Raw genomic sequence first — 14,799 nt, forward strand, 5'->3', positions numbered from 1 at the left:
GCATGAGTGTTATTAGATGCTTCGGTTCTTTCATAATAATCCTCGTAGAAGCTGTTGATTTGTGGAAAAGCGTGTGGCCCCCGCTTGTTTGAAGGTTTTGGCCCTGTTGATTTTAGTCGGAGTTTTTTATCCGGTTAATCAACTCGCTCACAGCTCCTTGGAGCTTCAGATCCTCCTTCAACGCGGCGCTGATCTTCTCGTAGGCGTGTAGCACAGTAGTGTGGTCGCGGCCACCGAAGAACTCTCCTATCTTTGGCAGGGAAAGATCGGTAAGCTCGCGGGCGAGGTACATGGCTATTTGCCGGGGGAGGGCCACCGCCCGGTGGCGTTTCTTCCCCCTCAAGTCCTCCGGCTTAAGGTTATAGTACTTGGCTACCGCTTCTTGAATGGTTTCTACTGTAATCTCTCTCTTTTGCGGTGCGCGCAGGACGTCTTTTAGCACAGTGGCGGCCGTTTCCGGGGTTATGGGGCTGTTGGTGAGGGCGGCGAAAGCTACCACCCGAATGAAGGCTCCTTCCAATTCTCGAATGTTGGACTGTATCCGGTCGGCGATGAAGAGCAGGGTTTCGTCGGGTACGGCTACGTTCTCCAATTGTGCTTTTTTACGCAAGATGGCCACCCGGGTCTCAAAGTCCGGGGGCTGGATATCGGTGATAAGTCCCCACTCGAAGCGGGAGCGCAGCCTTTCCTCTAAGGTGGGTATCTCTTTAGGCGGACGGTCGCTGGATATGACGATTTGGCGCGCCGCCTCGTATAAGGTGTTGAAAGTGTGGAAAAATTCTTCTTGGGTTCTTTCCTTGCCGGCTAAGAACTGAATATCGTCTATCAACAGGACATCCACATTGCGATACTTTTCGCGAAACTGTTGGGTTCGGTTCATCTGCAGGGCGTCTATCATCTCGTTGGTGAACTTCTCGGTGGTCACGTAGGCCACCTTCAGGTCCGGTCGGCGGCTCAGGATACGGTGGCCTATAGCGTGCATTAGGTGGGTCTTACCCAGCCCAACTCCGCCGTAGATGAAGAGGGGGTTGTAGGCCCGCGCCGGTGCCTCGGCCACGGCCAGTGCTGCCGCATGGGCAAAGCGGTTGGAGTTGCCTACCACGAAGTTCTCGAAGGTGTATTTAGGATTGAGTTGCGGCGGGGTGACAACGGCGCTGCTGTTGTTTTTGGCCTCCAGGTTGATATAAAGTGGTTCCTCCTCGGCCAGGATGAACTTCACGGCCAAATCCATTCCTAAAGCCTCGCTAAAGGCCTGCTTGAGGATCGGCGCGTAGCGCTGCGTAAGCCAGTCTTTAGAGAAGTGGTTGGGGACAGCTATGTACACCGTCTGGTTCGCGCAGGCTACCGGGCGGAGGGGTTTGAGCCAATGCTCAAAGGAGTGTCTGGCCACGACCTTTTCCAAGTTGGCCAGTATCTCTTTCCAGCACCGCTGGAGCTCGGTAGCCACCAACCCTCTTCCCCCCAAGGCCTTTGCGGGATTTCCACAGCAATTTGTTCACAACTTTATCCACAACCTGTGGAAAAGCGCAAGCCGGTCTTTTTGTTATCGTACCAGAGGGGCAGGAGGTTATCAACAGCCCATTCTTTTTCCAAAAAATGTAATAAACTTGACCCTTTCAAAAACGGTGGGATATAATTTTCCTGTATCTCTGCAGAGTGGCGGGGGTGGGAAGGTTGAAGAGGACCTATCAGCCTAAAAGGAAGCATCGCAAGCGGGTACACGGTTTCCTTAGGCGCATGCGCACGCCGGGTGGACGCCGGGTGCTGAAGCGGCGTCGCCTTAAGGGAAGGAAGCGGCTGACGGTTTAACCTAGGTGCGGCACAAGCGCAAAGTTTTAAGCCGAAGCGATTTCAGCGCCGTTTTCAGTGAAGGTCGCCGGGCGGTCGGCCGGCGAGTGGTCGTTTACTTCCGCCCTAATGAGCTTGACTTTTACCGTCTGGGCTTTGCCGTGAGCAAAAAGGTTAGGACGGCGGTAAAGAAGAACCGAGTGCGCCGGCTTTTGAGAGAGGTGTGCCGCCTTAACCCGGAGCTCTTTCGGCCGGGGTTCGACTACGTCTTGCTGGGCCGGGAGGGGGCGGAAGAAGCTTCCTACTGGGAAATAGAAGCAGATGTGCGCGAGGCTTTGCGGAGGGGTGGCCCCCAGTGAAAGGTCTTTTGCTCGCGGTTATAAAATTTTATCAGGTTGCCATTTCCCCTTGGCTGCCGCCGCGGTGTCGGTTTTACCCTACCTGCTCAGCTTATGCTTACGAGGCGATAGCCCGCTACGGGGCCTGGCGGGGTACAGTCCTAGCTTTGCGGCGGTTGCTGCGCTGTCACCCTTTTAATCCTGGAGGATACGATCCTGTGCCTTGATGAAGAGGAGGATATAAAGCGTTGGGCGAGTTGTTCAGCAAACTGGTAACGGGTATGGCCACTCTGCTCGAGTGGCTTTACAAGGTCACAGTGGCAATAGGAGTACCTAACTACGGCCTGGCCATTATTATGCTAACCATCCTGGTGCGTTTGGTTCTCCTCCCGCTTAACTACCGGCAGATGCGCTCGGTGGTGGCGCTGCAGCAGCTCCATCCTAAGATAAAGGAGTTGCAGGAGAAGTACAAGCAGGACCCACAGAAGCTGCAGCAGAAGCTTATGGAGCTTTACCGTGAGCACAACGTCAACCCCATGGCGGGTTGTCTTCCTCTACTTATCCAGCTTCCCATTCTCATTGCCCTTTACCGTGCCCTTTTGAGCTTCCCTTACACGGTGGCGGAGCACGCTCGCTTTCTCTGGGTGCCAAGCCTCAGCCACACTGATCCTTACTTCATTCTCCCTGTGTTAGCCGGTATTACCACTTACTGGCAGATGAAGATCACTCCTCAGACGGCGGGGCAGGAGCAACAGCAGCGGATGATGGGGATCTTGATGTCGGGCATGATCCTCTGGATAAGCGCCACTTTGCCTGCCGGTTTGGCCCTTTACTGGGTGGTCTACAACCTCATAAGCGTGGTTCAGCAGTACTTTTTTAACAGGCACTTGCTCGCGGGCGGGAAGGGGGCGAGTGAGTTTGCAGGAAGTGATAAAGAGCGGTAAGACGGTGGAGGAAGCGGTAAAGGCGGCGTTGGCAGAGTTGGGTGTTGGTGAGGAAGAAGTAGAGGTAGAGGTTCTGGAGGAGCCGAGCCGGGGTATTCTGGGGCTTTTTGGTTCCCGGCCGGCTAAGGTGAGGGTGGTGAAGAAGCCCACCCCCGGTGAGAAGGCCAAGGCTTTGCTGGAAGAGATCTTGCGGGTCATGTCCCTGGAGGGTAAAGTCCACCTAAAGGAGGATGGGGAGAGCGTCAGTCTGGAGGTCGAGGGGGAAAACCTGGGTGTGCTCATCGGGCGTCGAGGGGAGACCCTCAACGCGCTGCAGTACCTGCTGGGGCTGGCGGCCTGCCGCAATTCTTCGGTAAAGAAGCGGATTTTGCTTGATGTGGGCGGTTACCGGAAGAAGCGGGAAGAGACTCTGCGAGCTTTAGCTCTGCGCTTGGCCGAAAAGGCCAAGAAACGGGGTCGGAATATCGTGCTCGAGCCCATGAGCCCGCAGGAGCGGCGGGTGATCCACATGGCTCTCAAGGGACGTGACGACATCTACACCTTCAGCGAAGGCGAAGAGCCTTTCCGAAAGATTGTCATCGCTCCGCGCAAATGAAGCTCTCTCAAGATTTAAGACACTTTATCCTCAGCCCCTCGCCAAGCGGGGGGCCTTTTACTTGAGGGGAGAAAGGTTTTGCGAGCATCAGAAAAGTTTTTATCGGCTTTAGAGGCGGGGCTGGCTGCCTTTGGCCTTTCCCTTCCTCCTGGAGCGCGGGAGAAAATGGGGCGCCATTTTGCCCTCCTTTCCCTCTGGGGAAGGCGCTTCAGCTTGACGGCGATAAGTGGGGCGGAAGAAGTGGCGATCCTCCACTATCTCGATTCCTTGGCCCCCCTCGCCCACCTCCCTCCTCCCGAAGGCCCCTGCATCGATGTGGGAAGCGGCGCCGGCTTCCCGGGCATTCCGCTGGCTCTAGCCCTGCCAGAAGTGAAGTTCGTCCTCCTGGAGGCCACGCGCAAAAAGGTGGAGTTCTTGCGCCGGGCTATAGAGGATATCCCCCTGCCCAATTGTCAAGCCGTGTGGGGCCGGGCGGAGGAGTACGGCAGGGTGACCGGCTACCGCGAAAGCTTCGCTTGGGTGGTAGCCCGCGCCGTGGCCCCCCTACGAGAGTTGGCCGAATATACCCTCCCTTTCGCGCGCCTGGGAGGGCTTTTTCTGGCCTATAAAGGGCCACGGGGGGAGGCGGAGCTGGCCGAAGCCGCCCGTGCCTTGTCTGTGCTAGGGGGCGAGGTATCCGAGGTTTGGCACTACTCCTTGCCCGGCGGGGAGAAGCGGCAGTTGCTGGTGGTGCTTAAGGTCTCCCCTACTCCTGCTCCTTACCCCAGGCGTCCCGGCCTGGCCCGGAAGCGGCCCCTTTAGTGTGCTCCTGGAAGGAAATGATGGCGCGAGCGTGGAATACAAATTTCGAGGCGGAAGAACATGGGTAAAGTTATTGCCGTGGCCAACCAGAAAGGCGGGGTGGCTAAGACCACCACGGTGGTCAACCTGGGTACTTGCCTAGCCCTGCTGGGAAGGCGGGTACTGGTGGTCGATGCCGATCCTCAGGCTAACGCCACCAGCGGACTGGGCTTGAATCCGGCCAGGCTCTCTCGCACCCTTTACCAGGTATTGCTGGGAGAGGTCTCGGCAGAGGAAGCCAAGCTTCCTTGCCCATCGGTGTCAGGATTGGAGGTCATACCGGCAAGTATTGAGCTGGCCGGAGCCGAAGTGGAGTTGGTGGGCGTGGCGGAGCGGGAGTCGTTGCTGCGCCGGGCGCTTGAGCCTCTCCGCTCCAGGTACGATTATCTTTTTATCGATTGCCCTCCCTCGCTGGGGATCCTCACCCTGAACGCCTTGGTGGCGGCTGACGGGGTGCTCATCCCCATCCAGTGCGAGTATTATGCCTTGGAGGGACTGGGTCACTTACTGAATACCATTCAGTTGGTTAAGCGGCGTCTTAACCCCCGCCTGGAGATCGAGGGGGTCCTGCTCACCATGTTTGACGGGCGCACCAACCTCTCCATTCAAGTGGCGGAGGAAGTTAAGAAGCACTTCCGCGGCAAGGTTTACCGGACGATCATCCCCCGAAATGTGCGCTTAAGTGAGTCTCCCAGCCACGGCAAGCCGGTGGCCGTTTACGACCCGCGCAGCCGAGGTGCGGAAGCGTATTTCGAGTTGGCACGGGAGGTGATGGGAAGTGCCTAAGCCGCGGGGCCTGGGCCGAGGTCTGGACGCCCTTATTCCCCCGGTGACGGTGGCAGGGGAGGAAATCCGGCAGATCAGAATGGTGGAAATTAGGCCCAACCCGCGCCAGGCTCGCACCGAATGGGACGAAGAAGAGTTGGACGCCTTAGCCGCTTCTATTGCCGAGTACGGCCTGCTCCATCCGGTAGTAGTGCGGCTGGTGGAGGGGGGCTACGAGTTGGTGGCGGGAGAGAGGCGCTGGCGGGCTTGCCAGAGGCTGGGCTGGGAGACCATCCCTGCCCTGGTGCGCTCCTACGACGATCTCGCCACGGCCTGTGCCCTCCTGGTGGAAAACCTGCACCGCCGAGAGTTGAACCCCTTGGAAGAAGCCACCGCTTATCGGCGCTTGATCGAGGAGTTCGGCCTCACTCAGGAAGAAGTGGCACGGCGGGTGGGAAAGAGCCGGGCGGCAGTGGCCAACACCCTAAGGTTGCTCAACCTTCCCCCCCTGGTTCTGCAACTCCTGCGTGAGGGGCAGTTGACGGCGGGTCATGCTCGAGTTCTTCTGGCCCTCCCGGGTGCGGAAGAGCAGGAGCTTTTTGCTCTCAAGGCGGTTAAGCTGGGGATGTCGGTTCGAGCTCTAGAGGAAGCTATAAAGCGCCATCGCCGCTCCTCGCCCGCCCCCGCCTTACCGGAGGATCCGGAGGTGAAGGAAAGGCTGGCGGTGTGGTCGCAAGCCTGGGGGGCTAAAGTTTCCTTGCGGCCGGGCAGGCGTTCTTGGCGGTTGGAACTCGTTTTTCCCAGCCGGGAAGCGGTCATTAGCTTCTTGACGGAAACGACGAATGGAGTTTCACGTGGAACTTGACGGTGAAACAGATGGATCGCTTGAACGACTTCGCCATGGGGGTAATAACCGGCCTGCTCATCGGTGAGGGTCACTTCGGGGGCGACGGCCGACAAGCCCAAGTAACCCTGCGCATGCACGGAAAGCACGAGGCGCTCTTTCGCTGGCTGGTGGCAGTTGTTCCTGGCTCGCGCCTTTACGGCCCCTACTTTCACGGCGGGCGCTTCTACTACCAGTGGATGGTGCGCGGGAAGGCCCTAAAGGAGTTCCTGGAGAGGCTTAACCTAGATTTCCTGGCCGCCGTGGATCCCCCTACCTACCAGCGGCTGTGCGACATGCGCAGAAGGTACGGGCTTTAAAAATCTTCGGTGGCAGAAGGTGAAGGGCAAGTGATGGAGTTCTGGCTGACTTATGGACCCTATCTTTGCGGCGTCTTGGGATTCCTGGCCCTGCTCGCCCTCTTGGTCTCCTTCCTTTGCACCCGACGCCTGCAAAGGCTCTTGAACCTGCAGCGGCAACTGGCGCAGCAACTGGACGACCCCGATTTCGTCTCCCGCCTGGCTGCGCTCAACGAGGATTACCAGGAGACTAAAAAGCTTTTGCTGGAACTGCAAAAGCGGCAAGAGGAGTTGGCGGAGGAGCTGCGCAAATGCGTGCGGACGCCGGTGTTGAAGCGCTACAACGCCTTTGCCGATGTGGGCGGTGAGTTAAGTTTCAGCGCCGCTCTTCTAGATGGTAAGGGGGACGGCTTCATACTCACCGGGCTTTACGGCCGTCGCGAAGCGCGCATGTACGCCAAAGAGGTAAAGGGAGGTGCGCCTCAGGTCAGACTAGCGAAGGAAGAGGAAGAGGTGCTGGCAGCAGCCAAGCAAGGGGGCTGAGATCCTTGTTTGTAGATCGGGTAGACGCGGGAAGGCAGTTGGCGGCGCGTCTTAAAGGAAGGGATTACCCCAGGGGTTTGGTGCTGGCCATTCCCCGGGGCGGGGTGGTGGTGGGGGCGGAGATAGCGCGGGAGCTAAAGCTTCCTCTGGATGTGATCATCCCGCGCAAGATCGGAGCTCCCGGCAACCCGGAGCTGGCCATAGGGGCGGTGACCCAGGACGGCGTCCCCCTCTTCAACGAAGATCTGGTGCGGCGACTGAGGGTGACGCCGGAAGAAAAGGAGGTGCTGGTGCGGGAGGCGCTGGAAGAGGTAGAAAGGCGGCTCAGGCGCTACCGCGCCTCCCTTCCCCCCGTTTCCTGGCGTGACCGGACTATCATCCTCACCGACGACGGCATAGCCACCGGGTTTACCATCCTGGCAGCGCTGCGCTCGCTCAAAAGAGCTTCTCCCCGGGAGATCATCCTAGCCGTCCCGGTGGCTCCTCCCGACACCCTGTCCTTCCTGCGCCCGGAGGTAGACGAGTTGGTCTGTCTTTACGCTCCCGAGTTTTTTATGGCGGTCGGGCAGTTTTACCAGAATTTCGAGCAGACCACCGACGAGGAGGTAATCGCCCTCCTGGAAGAGCTCGGCCCTAAACAGGAAGCATAAGCCTTCCTCCTCAAGACTCACTCCTTCGACGCCTGCTGTGTGGGGGAAGTGCCCGACGGGCTGGAAGTCGCCGTGGAATACGTGCAGGTCGCCTTGGCTGCGGGGCGCGGGACGAGGCAGATGGCGAACCTCGACCGGCACGGCTTTCCCAGGGAGCAGCGTTCGGGAAAGAAGCTCTACTTCGGCTTCGCTGTTTTAAGCTCATCCAGCGTTTTGACGGCTGGCGGTACGAAAAGTTTAAGGTTGCGGCGCTTTCCTCCCCGCACCTTAAGGTGGGGGCTGCAAGCTGAGCTTGAGGATGGTGAAAGCCAAAATAAGAGGCGTGGATAGCGTAAAGAAATTTCAAAGGCCCCGGACTTCGGGCCTTTAAATTTTTAACTAAAACCGCCGGGAAGTCTCCTCCCTTCAGGGAGGAGATGAAAGGCGGCCTTGATTTTTTTTGTTGGTTCTGTAGTACCATGGAGACATGAAGTACCGTTACGACAAGGGTGCTCATGCCGTCTACTCAATTCAGTTCCACCTGGTTTTCTGCGTGAAGTACCGCCGCAAGGTGTTGAAAGGTCCGGTAGCGGAGAGGCTCAAAGAAATCGTGTACCACATTGCAGAACGTTTTGGCGTAGAAATAATCGAACAGGAAACCGCTCTGGACCATATTCACATTCTTTTTGCGGGAAAGCCGCAACTCCAGGTGTCGAAGTTTGTGAACAGCCTTGAGGGAGTATCCTCCCGGCTCCTGCGAAAAGAATTCCCGGAGCTCAGGGAGTGCCTTTGGGCCAAACACTTCTGGAGCCCGAGTTACTTTATCGCCTCAACCGGTCAGTTGACTCCCTCCCCAGGGCTAAAGCCCAGGGATTCCTTCAGGCGGCTTTAAGCCGCCATCCGGCTACCGCTCGCCGCTTTAAGCGTACCGGCGGCAGGTTCGAAGCGGCCTACCCACCGGTGGCGGTTCCACCGGAGGGCAAGCGGCTTCTGGGGCGTGGCCTCCGCCCCGTGCTCCTTCGAGGAGCCCTGAAGGAGTATGTTTAACGCCGCGTTGGCGTCTGCGTGCCACACGCGGCCGCACTCCTCGCACACAGCTTTATGCCGGACGGGCCGCCTGACAGGATGCCCGCAGACGGCGCACCTGGAGGAAGTCCCTTCCGGCTCGACAGGCTCGACTCTTATCCCGACCCGGATGCAGGCGGCCTCGATGAGGTTCCTTAACATGCGGAAGGCCCAGAAGTTGTGCACCGGCCAGTTCTTCGGCCCGAAGTCCATGTCCTCCCGGATGCCCGTCAGGTCCTCAAGGAACAGCGTGGTCACCCGGTGCCGCTTCAAGACACGGGCAATCTCTGCGGCCAGGGCTACAAAGGCGTGTCTCAGCCTGCGGGCGCGGAGCTGATAAAGCCTCCTTAACTTCCTGGAGGTTTTCCTTCCCGCCCGGTTGAGCCTCGACTGCTCCCTTGCAATTTGCCTGGTCCAGTAGAGGAAGTCCTTGATGACCTCCCGGGCGGAGAAGAGGATCTGGCGGTCGAGCCCTTCGACGGCCAGGGCGACCAGGACCCTCGCACCCAAATCGCAGGCGGCGTACTTTTCAGGCCAGGCTGGCCTTCTCGGTTCTGGCACCTCCACCACCTGGTGGGCGTACCAGCGCTTCTTTACGGGGTCGTACTTGAGTTCCAGGGTCTTAGGTTGGCCGTGGAAGCGCAAGAGCCCTTTCGTGCGCAGGACCAAGCGGTCTCCCTGCCTCTTCCGGAGGTCCCGCGGCAGTGTGAGGGAAAGGGTGCGGGAGTCCAGGGAGTAGGAGGTGGGCGCCTTGACGGGGATGACGCGGAATATGCGCTTCCCCGTGCGGCGGTCCTTCCAGTAGCGGGGTATGCGCGGCGGCCTTGACATATCGCCCTTACGGTACAGTCTCAGGCAGGCGAAGTAGGAGTACCACGCCTTCCTTGCTTTCTTGATGACCTCCTGCCCTATGTGGGCGGGCAGGGCTTTGTACGCCGGGTGCTCCTTGAACTCGGAGCACAGGGCCTCGTAGGAGGGCACGGGTTCTCCTTTGAAGAACGCCTGCCTGCACCTGTACGTCACGGCGTTGTAGAGGGCGGCGCAGCGATCCCCGATGGTCTCCAGGACTCGCTTTTGCTGTTTATCCGGAAGAACCCGGACGACGTTGGTGCGTTTCATGCTCCCATTGTAGCACAATCTGAGGCCGCTTTCATCCCCAGGCTTAAAAGCCGGGGCCTTCAGCGGCGGACTTTTTGGTAAAAAAGACGAAGTTGACCGGGAATGAGCTTTTCCGGTCAGTACACATCACCGTGCCGAAGAAGCTGGTCAACAAAGCCAAGCTGGACGCTCTGTACGAACTTGACCAACTCCACACCCGGGCGGTCAACGAGTGGATCGGGCGCTGGTACAACCGGACAGAGCTGATTGAAAGGATTCTGAGGGGTACGGCCACCACCCTCATGCAAAAGGAGGCTTTGGCGAGGCCGCTGGAAACGCCTCTGCCGTCGGCCTACATCCAGATAGCGGGAAACCGTATGCTGGACATCCTGCGGGAACACTATCTGGCCGTGCAGGACAAGATCGCCTCCGATGTGTGGAAGGACGGAAACCTGTCCCTAGAATACCGGTTGGTCTGTGCCGTGTTTGTCCGGAATGCCACCTTATTCCACCGGTTTGTGAACGGGCTGGCCGAAGCAGAGGACGTGGTTGCGAAGTGGCGGGCTTCGAAAAGCGAGCAACTCCGGAAGGTGGCGGAAGCTTATGATTCACTTTCGCCGCAAGCTAGAGCAGGAATAGCGGAGTTCATCGCCTCTAAGTTCCGGGAAATAAGGGAGAACTGGCGCATGCCGGTCTTCAAGGGCGGCGTGATACAGCTCGACTGCCGGGTCTTCACACTCGAAGAAGCCCGCGGGACGAAAGAGTTCAACCTGTGGGCCTGGGTGACCACTGCGGTGCCCCACCGGCGTATTGCCGTACCACTCTGTCTAACAGCCGACAAGAGGAGGCTCCTGGACTCCCTTTTTCCGGGTTGGTTGAAGAGCACGGCCCGCAAGGCGCAGTTGGTAATTCGGGGCCGCCACATACGTCTTTCCGTGCCGGTGGCCAAGCCGAGGGTGGAGCCCAAAGGCGAACCTGAAGCCGTGCTAGGATGCGACATCGGGATGAACACACTTCTCAACTTGAGCAACGGTTTGAAGCTCGGAAAGAGCTTCAAAGAAATTGCCGGAAAGCTGTACGACGAATACCTGCGACTCCAGGAGACGCGCAACAAAATCCGGAACCTCAGGCAAAGGGCCGAAAAGCGGCTGTCGATCACCAAAAACCCGGAAACGCGCCGCAGGCTGGAGCGGAAAATTGCCGAGTACGACAGACACCTTTCGGACCACCGTTGGGTGGAACTGCGGAGACGTATAAAAGCCGCTGTGTCCACTGAGATAGGCCGGGTGGTCAACCAGTTTCTGACCCTGCTGGGCCCCAATCCCGAACGTGTGCTTGTGGTTATGGAAGACCTGTCTGAGATGACTGCCGAAGGGGTCAGGCGGAGTTCACGGGCGAGGTTCGACCTCAGGGTTTGGGCCCGGGGCGAGCTTCAAGACCACCTGAAGCGGGATTTGGAGTGGCTGGGTGGTCGCGTGGCCTTCGTACCTCCGGAATACACGAGCCAGACCTGTCCCATATGCGGTTGGGTGGACAAGGAAAACCGGCAGGGGCGCGAATTCCGCTGTCAGCGCTGCGGTTTTGCAGCAGACGCTGACGTGGTGGGAGCAATAAATATCGGGGAACGTTTCTCCGATGCGGAGCTCTCAGCGTTAGCGGGAAAGTACTGGTATAGTAAAAACTTGCGCCGCAAAAAGATAAAGGAACTCCTCCTTGTACGCGCCGCAAATACAGCGTAGGTATCTTCCCATGAAGCCGTAAGGTCGCCTCCAGCCGGGATGAAGGGAACGGACCGTAGCGGAGGCGCCTCGCCCTGAGGGAACGGGAAGCCCCGTCCTTCAGGACGGGGAGGCTTCACCCTAAGGCAGCCTGGTTTAAACAAGGTGCAGATACTGCCTGCAGGAGGGCTTCGGCTATCACCTTCGCCTGCTGCATTACCAGGTTGAGGCGGGTATTTTGCAAGACCAGGTACTCCAGAAATCCCCCCACGTTAACCACTGCCGTTATATGGAGGTCCCCCACCGGAGGAAGGTTCTTGTGCACCCCCGCTCCGGGGAAAATAGGCCCTTCCCCCACGTTTATGTAGCCCACGCTCTCCGGCTTTCCCAGCGAGGCGTCCACTGCCAGTATAAAGGGGCGCTGGTGGCGGGCGTAGATCTCCTCGAGTTTGCTTTGCAGGTTAGCGGCGTGCACCGGTTCGGCCAGCGTTCCGTAGACATGATAGTGGGGGCAGGAGGCCGCCGCCACTTGGCTTCCCACCAGGGGCCCGAGGGCGTCCCCCGTAGAACGATCGGTTCCTATGCAAAGGAGGACCAAGGGAATGCTGCTGTGCCGAAGGAGGGGCTTCAAGTACCTGCCCAGCTCCCCCGCTAGCCGAGAGGACGCGTCGGGGGCGCCGTAGTGTATGCGAAAGCGCGGCTGCGCTTTGAGCACGCGGTTGCGGGTAAAGTCGAGAACTCCTTCCACCGCTTGTCACCTCCCCCTTCCATTATGACCAGCTTTTTTTTCTTCATTCATCTTTCCTTCGGTGGGAGGAGGGAAGGTGCGAGGCGACGAAAAAGACCCTTTGTTAAGGTAAGCGCGGTGAGGTTAAGATGAACTGGCTTGATCTCGTCCTCTTACTTTTCATAGGAGCGGGAGCCTGGAAGGGATGGCGCCAGGGCTTGATCCTGAGCCTTCTGCACATGGCGGCGGTTTTGGTGGGCTTCGTGGTCGCCAGCCGCTACGCTTCTCGGTTAGCCGATATCCTCGACCGCAACTGGCACCTGACCGCCCAGTTGGCGCACGCCATCCTGCAATACCTCGGCGGCAGGGCGGGAGCTTTTCCCGCCGAAGAGATGGCTTACCGGCTGGCGGCGACGGTGGTCGGGGGGGTTTGCTTCTTATTCCTTTTCTTACTGGCCGAGAGGATCTTCTTCTTTTCCGCCACCGCACTTACCAGCCTGGTGAAGCCCTTGGGTTTCCCTTTGATAGATCGAGCCGCAGGGTTATTCTTAGGGGCCTTATGGGGATTTCTTTTCAGCGCCATAGTTTTCTTCCTAGTACAGAAAGTGGCGGAGGTTTCTTTGCCTCCTCACGCTGTTAATCCCTTGGCCGAGGTGCTGGCTGCCAGCCAGTTGGCCCCTTACTACCAAGGGTTCTGGCAGGCGGTCAAGGCCTTCTCGCCGGTGTTGCGCCAGGGGGGCATGCTTGTGTGGTGAAGCTGGAGGTGGGGATGCGGCTGCGCTTGAAGAAGCCCCATCCTTGCGGGAGCGAGGTGTGGGAGGTCTTAAAAACCGGGGTGGACGTGCGCCTCAGGTGTTGCGGCTGCGGGCGAACAGTCCTCCTCCCCCGGGAGAAGGTTCTGCGCCTTCTGCGGTCGGCGGAGGGTCCTAGTTATACCTCTTGACCCTCTCTTGCTCCCGCCCCTACCGTGTGGTAAGATAACAACGGCTTCCCTGCTCCGGTGCTGGGAACCGGGGCCGCTTGAGACCGAGGGGAGGTGAAAAGATGCGGGCTTACGAGACTATGTACATTGTGCGCCCCCAGGTGGAAGGAGAAGCCCTAGAGGCAGTGATAGAAAAGTTTAAGAAGATAGTAGAAGACGGGGGCGGCACAGTGGTGAGCATAGACCGCTGGGGGAAGCGGCGGTTGGCGTACCCGATCGAGAAGGAGCGGGAAGGCCAGTACGTAGTCATGCGCTTTCAGGCCGAGCCGCCCGTAGTGCAGGAGCTCGACCGGGTATTTAAGATCACCGGGGACGTCCTCCGCCACATCATTGTCCGGGAGGATGAGTAGGAGGTTTTTGCCGTGCTTAACCGGGTTATCTTGATAGGCCGGCTGGTGCGCGATCCCGAGCTGCGCTACACTCCCACAGGAACGCCCGTGGGGAGCTTCACGGTTGCCGTTGATCGGCCGGGAAGCAACCGGCAGGGGGAGCGGCGGGCGGACTTCATCGATGTGGTGGTGTGGTCAGGGCTGGCGGAGGTCTGCCATCGCAACCTGACGCGAGGAAGGCTGGTGGCGGTGGAGGGACGGTTGCAGATCCGCTCTTACGACGACAGCCAGGGGATAAGGCGCCGCGCGGCCGAAGTGGTGGCGGAGAACGTGCGCTTCCTGGATCGGCCTAAAGATGCCGGGAAAGAGTCGGGCTCGCCCGACACTTCTAAGGAAGACTTGGATATGGCAGAAGTTATAGACTTCTCCGACGACGACATACCGTTTTAAACCAAAGGAGGTTCAAAGGTGAAGAAGGACAGGCGCTCGCGGCGCAAGAAGCGCATTTGCAGCTTCTGCGTGGAAAAGATAGATAAGGTGGACTATAAGGATGTCAACCGTTTGAAGAAGTTCATCTCCGACCGGGGCAAGATCCTCCCCCGGCGGATAACGGGTAACTGTGCGCGCCACCAGCGCATGCTCACGGTGGCCATAAAGCGGGCTCGGATCATGGCCCTCTTGCCCTTCGTGAGCGAATAAAGTGTTGGCCCTCAAAGAAAGGTGCTGGTCTCCGGGAAGCTCTGACGGGGTGAGGAAGCACCCCGCTTTTTTTCTGGAGGGGAGGGAAGTTTGCTCCGATGCGGGTAATCCTCCTTAAAGATGTTCCTTCTCTGGGCAAGGCCGGCGAGGTGGTGAACGTGGCCGAGGGCTACGCCCGTAACTACCTCATTCCTCGGCGCCTAGCGGAGCCGGCCGACGAGAAGAAGATGGCGGAGCTCCGGCGCCGGATGGAGCAGAAAGCGAAGGCGGAAGCAGCCAAGCTGGAGGCGGCGAAGAAGCTGGCCGACCGGCTTTCCGCCACCACCCTCACCCTCAAGGTCCGGGCTGGCGAGGGGGGGAAACTCTTCGGCGCGGTGACCGCCAAAGAAATAGCGGCCGCCATAGCCCGGGAGTTGGGAGTGGAAATCGACAAGAAGCTGGTGATGCTGGAAAGCCCCATCAAGGAGATAGGAACTTACATAGTGGAAGTCCGGCTGGCCGCCGGCGTAGTGGGAAGGGTCAAGGTAGAGGTGGTACCTGCGTAAGGTGGTGAGGTC

Annotated in this window: 23 protein-coding genes; 20 read left to right on the plus strand and 3 right to left on the minus strand. The window is 58.9% G+C overall.

Annotated features, from left to right (window positions below):
• Positions 1 to 112: 112 nt before the first annotated feature.
• The gene (gene dnaA / locus DXX99_RS00515; RefSeq protein WP_115791896.1) at positions 113 to 1,447 is read right to left on the minus strand and encodes a chromosomal replication initiator protein DnaA; all 1,335 of its coding nucleotides are present in this window, start codon (positions 1,445 to 1,447) and stop codon (positions 113 to 115) included.
• 227 nt (positions 1,448 to 1,674) lie between these two features.
• On the opposite strand from dnaA, the gene rpmH reads away from it, so the two are divergent.
• The 13 genes from rpmH to tnpA all read left to right on the plus strand — a co-directional run bounded on the left by rpmH (position 1,675) and on the right by tnpA (position 8,516).
• Positions 1,675 to 1,809, plus strand: coding sequence for a 50S ribosomal protein L34 (rpmH, locus tag DXX99_RS00520; protein ID WP_015740105.1), 135 nt, complete (start codon positions 1,675 to 1,677; stop codon positions 1,807 to 1,809).
• Positions 1,810 to 1,814: 5 nt separating this feature from the next.
• Entirely contained in the window at positions 1,815 to 2,147 is a 333-nt protein-coding gene (rnpA, locus tag DXX99_RS00525) for a ribonuclease P protein component (protein WP_115791568.1), read from the plus strand.
• A complete protein-coding gene (yidD, locus tag DXX99_RS00530) occupies positions 2,144 to 2,353 on the plus strand; it encodes a membrane protein insertion efficiency factor YidD (RefSeq protein ID WP_115791569.1) in 210 nt (69 codons plus the stop codon). The genes rnpA and yidD overlap by 4 nt, the downstream gene beginning before the upstream one ends.
• Before the next feature lie 21 nt (positions 2,354 to 2,374).
• Positions 2,375 to 3,070, plus strand: a complete 696-nt coding sequence (locus DXX99_RS00535) for a YidC/Oxa1 family membrane protein insertase (RefSeq protein WP_205664591.1) — start codon at positions 2,375 to 2,377, stop codon at positions 3,068 to 3,070.
• Positions 3,039 to 3,665, plus strand: coding sequence for an RNA-binding cell elongation regulator Jag/EloR (jag, locus tag DXX99_RS00540; RefSeq protein ID WP_240610759.1), 627 nt, complete (start codon positions 3,039 to 3,041; stop codon positions 3,663 to 3,665). The genes DXX99_RS00535 and jag overlap by 32 nt, the downstream gene beginning before the upstream one ends.
• Positions 3,666 to 3,743: 78 nt before the next feature.
• Positions 3,744 to 4,466: a 16S rRNA (guanine(527)-N(7))-methyltransferase RsmG gene (gene rsmG, locus DXX99_RS00545; RefSeq protein WP_115791571.1), complete on the plus strand. Its 723-nt coding sequence runs from the start codon at positions 3,744 to 3,746 to the stop codon at positions 4,464 to 4,466.
• A 60-nt stretch (positions 4,467 to 4,526) separates the two neighbouring features.
• Entirely contained in the window at positions 4,527 to 5,291 is a 765-nt protein-coding gene (locus DXX99_RS00550) for a ParA family protein (protein WP_115791572.1), read from the plus strand.
• Positions 5,284 to 6,135 (plus strand): ParB/RepB/Spo0J family partition protein, encoded by an 852-nt coding sequence (locus DXX99_RS00555; protein ID WP_115791573.1) that lies wholly within the window; start codon positions 5,284 to 5,286, stop codon positions 6,133 to 6,135. The genes DXX99_RS00550 and DXX99_RS00555 overlap by 8 nt, the downstream gene beginning before the upstream one ends.
• Positions 6,136 to 6,137: 2 nt before the next feature.
• Positions 6,138 to 6,473 (plus strand): hypothetical protein, encoded by a 336-nt coding sequence (locus DXX99_RS00560; RefSeq protein WP_240610777.1) that lies wholly within the window; start codon positions 6,138 to 6,140, stop codon positions 6,471 to 6,473.
• 33 nt (positions 6,474 to 6,506) lie between these two features.
• Complete coding sequence (locus tag DXX99_RS00565) at positions 6,507 to 6,995, plus strand: DUF4446 family protein (RefSeq protein WP_134642918.1); 489 nt, start codon at positions 6,507 to 6,509, stop codon at positions 6,993 to 6,995.
• Positions 6,996 to 7,000: 5 nt separating this feature from the next.
• Positions 7,001 to 7,645, plus strand: a complete 645-nt coding sequence (locus DXX99_RS00570; RefSeq protein WP_115791576.1) for a phosphoribosyltransferase — start codon at positions 7,001 to 7,003, stop codon at positions 7,643 to 7,645.
• Between the two features lie 48 nt (positions 7,646 to 7,693).
• Positions 7,694 to 7,975, plus strand: coding sequence for a hypothetical protein (locus DXX99_RS00575; protein ID WP_115791577.1), 282 nt, complete (start codon positions 7,694 to 7,696; stop codon positions 7,973 to 7,975).
• 136 nt (positions 7,976 to 8,111) lie between these two features.
• Positions 8,112 to 8,516, plus strand: coding sequence for an IS200/IS605 family transposase (tnpA, locus tag DXX99_RS00580; RefSeq protein ID WP_115791578.1), 405 nt, complete (start codon positions 8,112 to 8,114; stop codon positions 8,514 to 8,516).
• Here tnpA and DXX99_RS00585 read toward each other — a convergent pair.
• Positions 8,513 to 9,808, minus strand: a complete 1,296-nt coding sequence (locus DXX99_RS00585; protein WP_115791579.1) for an RNA-guided endonuclease InsQ/TnpB family protein — start codon at positions 9,806 to 9,808, stop codon at positions 8,513 to 8,515. The genes tnpA and DXX99_RS00585 overlap by 4 nt on opposite strands.
• Before the next feature lie 74 nt (positions 9,809 to 9,882).
• Here DXX99_RS00585 and DXX99_RS00590 point away from each other — a divergent pair, with 74 nt between their 5' ends.
• Positions 9,883 to 11,526: an RNA-guided endonuclease TnpB family protein gene (locus DXX99_RS00590; protein ID WP_134642919.1), complete on the plus strand. Its 1,644-nt coding sequence runs from the start codon at positions 9,883 to 9,885 to the stop codon at positions 11,524 to 11,526.
• A 115-nt stretch (positions 11,527 to 11,641) separates the two neighbouring features.
• Here the strand turns inward: DXX99_RS00590 and yyaC are convergent, their stop codons facing one another.
• Positions 11,642 to 12,253, minus strand: a complete 612-nt coding sequence (gene yyaC / locus DXX99_RS00595) for a spore protease YyaC (RefSeq protein ID WP_115791581.1) — start codon at positions 12,251 to 12,253, stop codon at positions 11,642 to 11,644.
• A 128-nt stretch (positions 12,254 to 12,381) separates the two neighbouring features.
• On the opposite strand from yyaC, the gene DXX99_RS00600 reads away from it, so the two are divergent.
• The 6 genes from DXX99_RS00600 (at position 12,382) to rplI (ending at position 14,787) form a co-directional block, all read left to right on the plus strand.
• Positions 12,382 to 12,987, plus strand: a complete 606-nt coding sequence (locus DXX99_RS00600; protein WP_115791582.1) for a CvpA family protein — start codon at positions 12,382 to 12,384, stop codon at positions 12,985 to 12,987.
• Entirely contained in the window at positions 12,981 to 13,175 is a 195-nt protein-coding gene (locus DXX99_RS00605; RefSeq protein ID WP_115791583.1) for a DUF951 domain-containing protein, read from the plus strand. Before DXX99_RS00600 ends, DXX99_RS00605 begins: the two co-directional genes overlap by 7 nt.
• A gap of 101 nt (positions 13,176 to 13,276) precedes the next feature.
• Positions 13,277 to 13,564, plus strand: a complete 288-nt coding sequence (rpsF, locus tag DXX99_RS00610) for a 30S ribosomal protein S6 (RefSeq protein WP_115791584.1) — start codon at positions 13,277 to 13,279, stop codon at positions 13,562 to 13,564.
• Positions 13,565 to 13,576: 12 nt separating this feature from the next.
• Positions 13,577 to 13,993, plus strand: a complete 417-nt coding sequence (locus DXX99_RS00615; RefSeq protein WP_115791585.1) for a single-stranded DNA-binding protein — start codon at positions 13,577 to 13,579, stop codon at positions 13,991 to 13,993.
• An 18-nt stretch (positions 13,994 to 14,011) separates the two neighbouring features.
• Positions 14,012 to 14,242, plus strand: a complete 231-nt coding sequence (gene rpsR / locus DXX99_RS00620) for a 30S ribosomal protein S18 (RefSeq protein ID WP_015740089.1) — start codon at positions 14,012 to 14,014, stop codon at positions 14,240 to 14,242.
• Between the two features lie 98 nt (positions 14,243 to 14,340).
• Positions 14,341 to 14,787, plus strand: a complete 447-nt coding sequence (gene rplI / locus DXX99_RS00625) for a 50S ribosomal protein L9 (protein WP_115791586.1) — start codon at positions 14,341 to 14,343, stop codon at positions 14,785 to 14,787.
• Positions 14,788 to 14,799: the final 12 nt, after the last annotated feature.

The sequence above is a fragment of the Ammonifex thiophilus genome (assembly GCF_003368535.1).
In the GTDB taxonomy this organism is placed as follows: Bacteria; Bacillota; Desulfotomaculia; order Desulfotomaculales; family Ammonificaceae; genus Ammonifex; species Ammonifex thiophilus.

Coding starts and splice junctions, on each gene's coding strand:
- DXX99_RS00550 (WP_115791572.1), top strand. CDS start 4,527: ATGGGTAAAGTTATTGCCGTGGCCAACCAGAAAGGCGGGGTGGCTAAG.
- DXX99_RS00565 (WP_134642918.1), top strand. CDS start 6,507: ATGGAGTTCTGGCTGACTTATGGACCCTATCTTTGCGGCGTCTTGGGA.
- tnpA (WP_115791578.1), top strand. CDS start 8,112: ATGAAGTACCGTTACGACAAGGGTGCTCATGCCGTCTACTCAATTCAG.
- DXX99_RS00585 (WP_115791579.1), bottom strand. CDS start 9,808: ATGAAACGCACCAACGTCGTCCGGGTTCTTCCGGATAAACAGCAAAAG.
- DXX99_RS00600 (WP_115791582.1), top strand. CDS start 12,382: ATGAACTGGCTTGATCTCGTCCTCTTACTTTTCATAGGAGCGGGAGCC.
- rpsF (WP_115791584.1), top strand. CDS start 13,277: ATGCGGGCTTACGAGACTATGTACATTGTGCGCCCCCAGGTGGAAGGA.
- rplI (WP_115791586.1), top strand. CDS start 14,341: ATGCGGGTAATCCTCCTTAAAGATGTTCCTTCTCTGGGCAAGGCCGGC.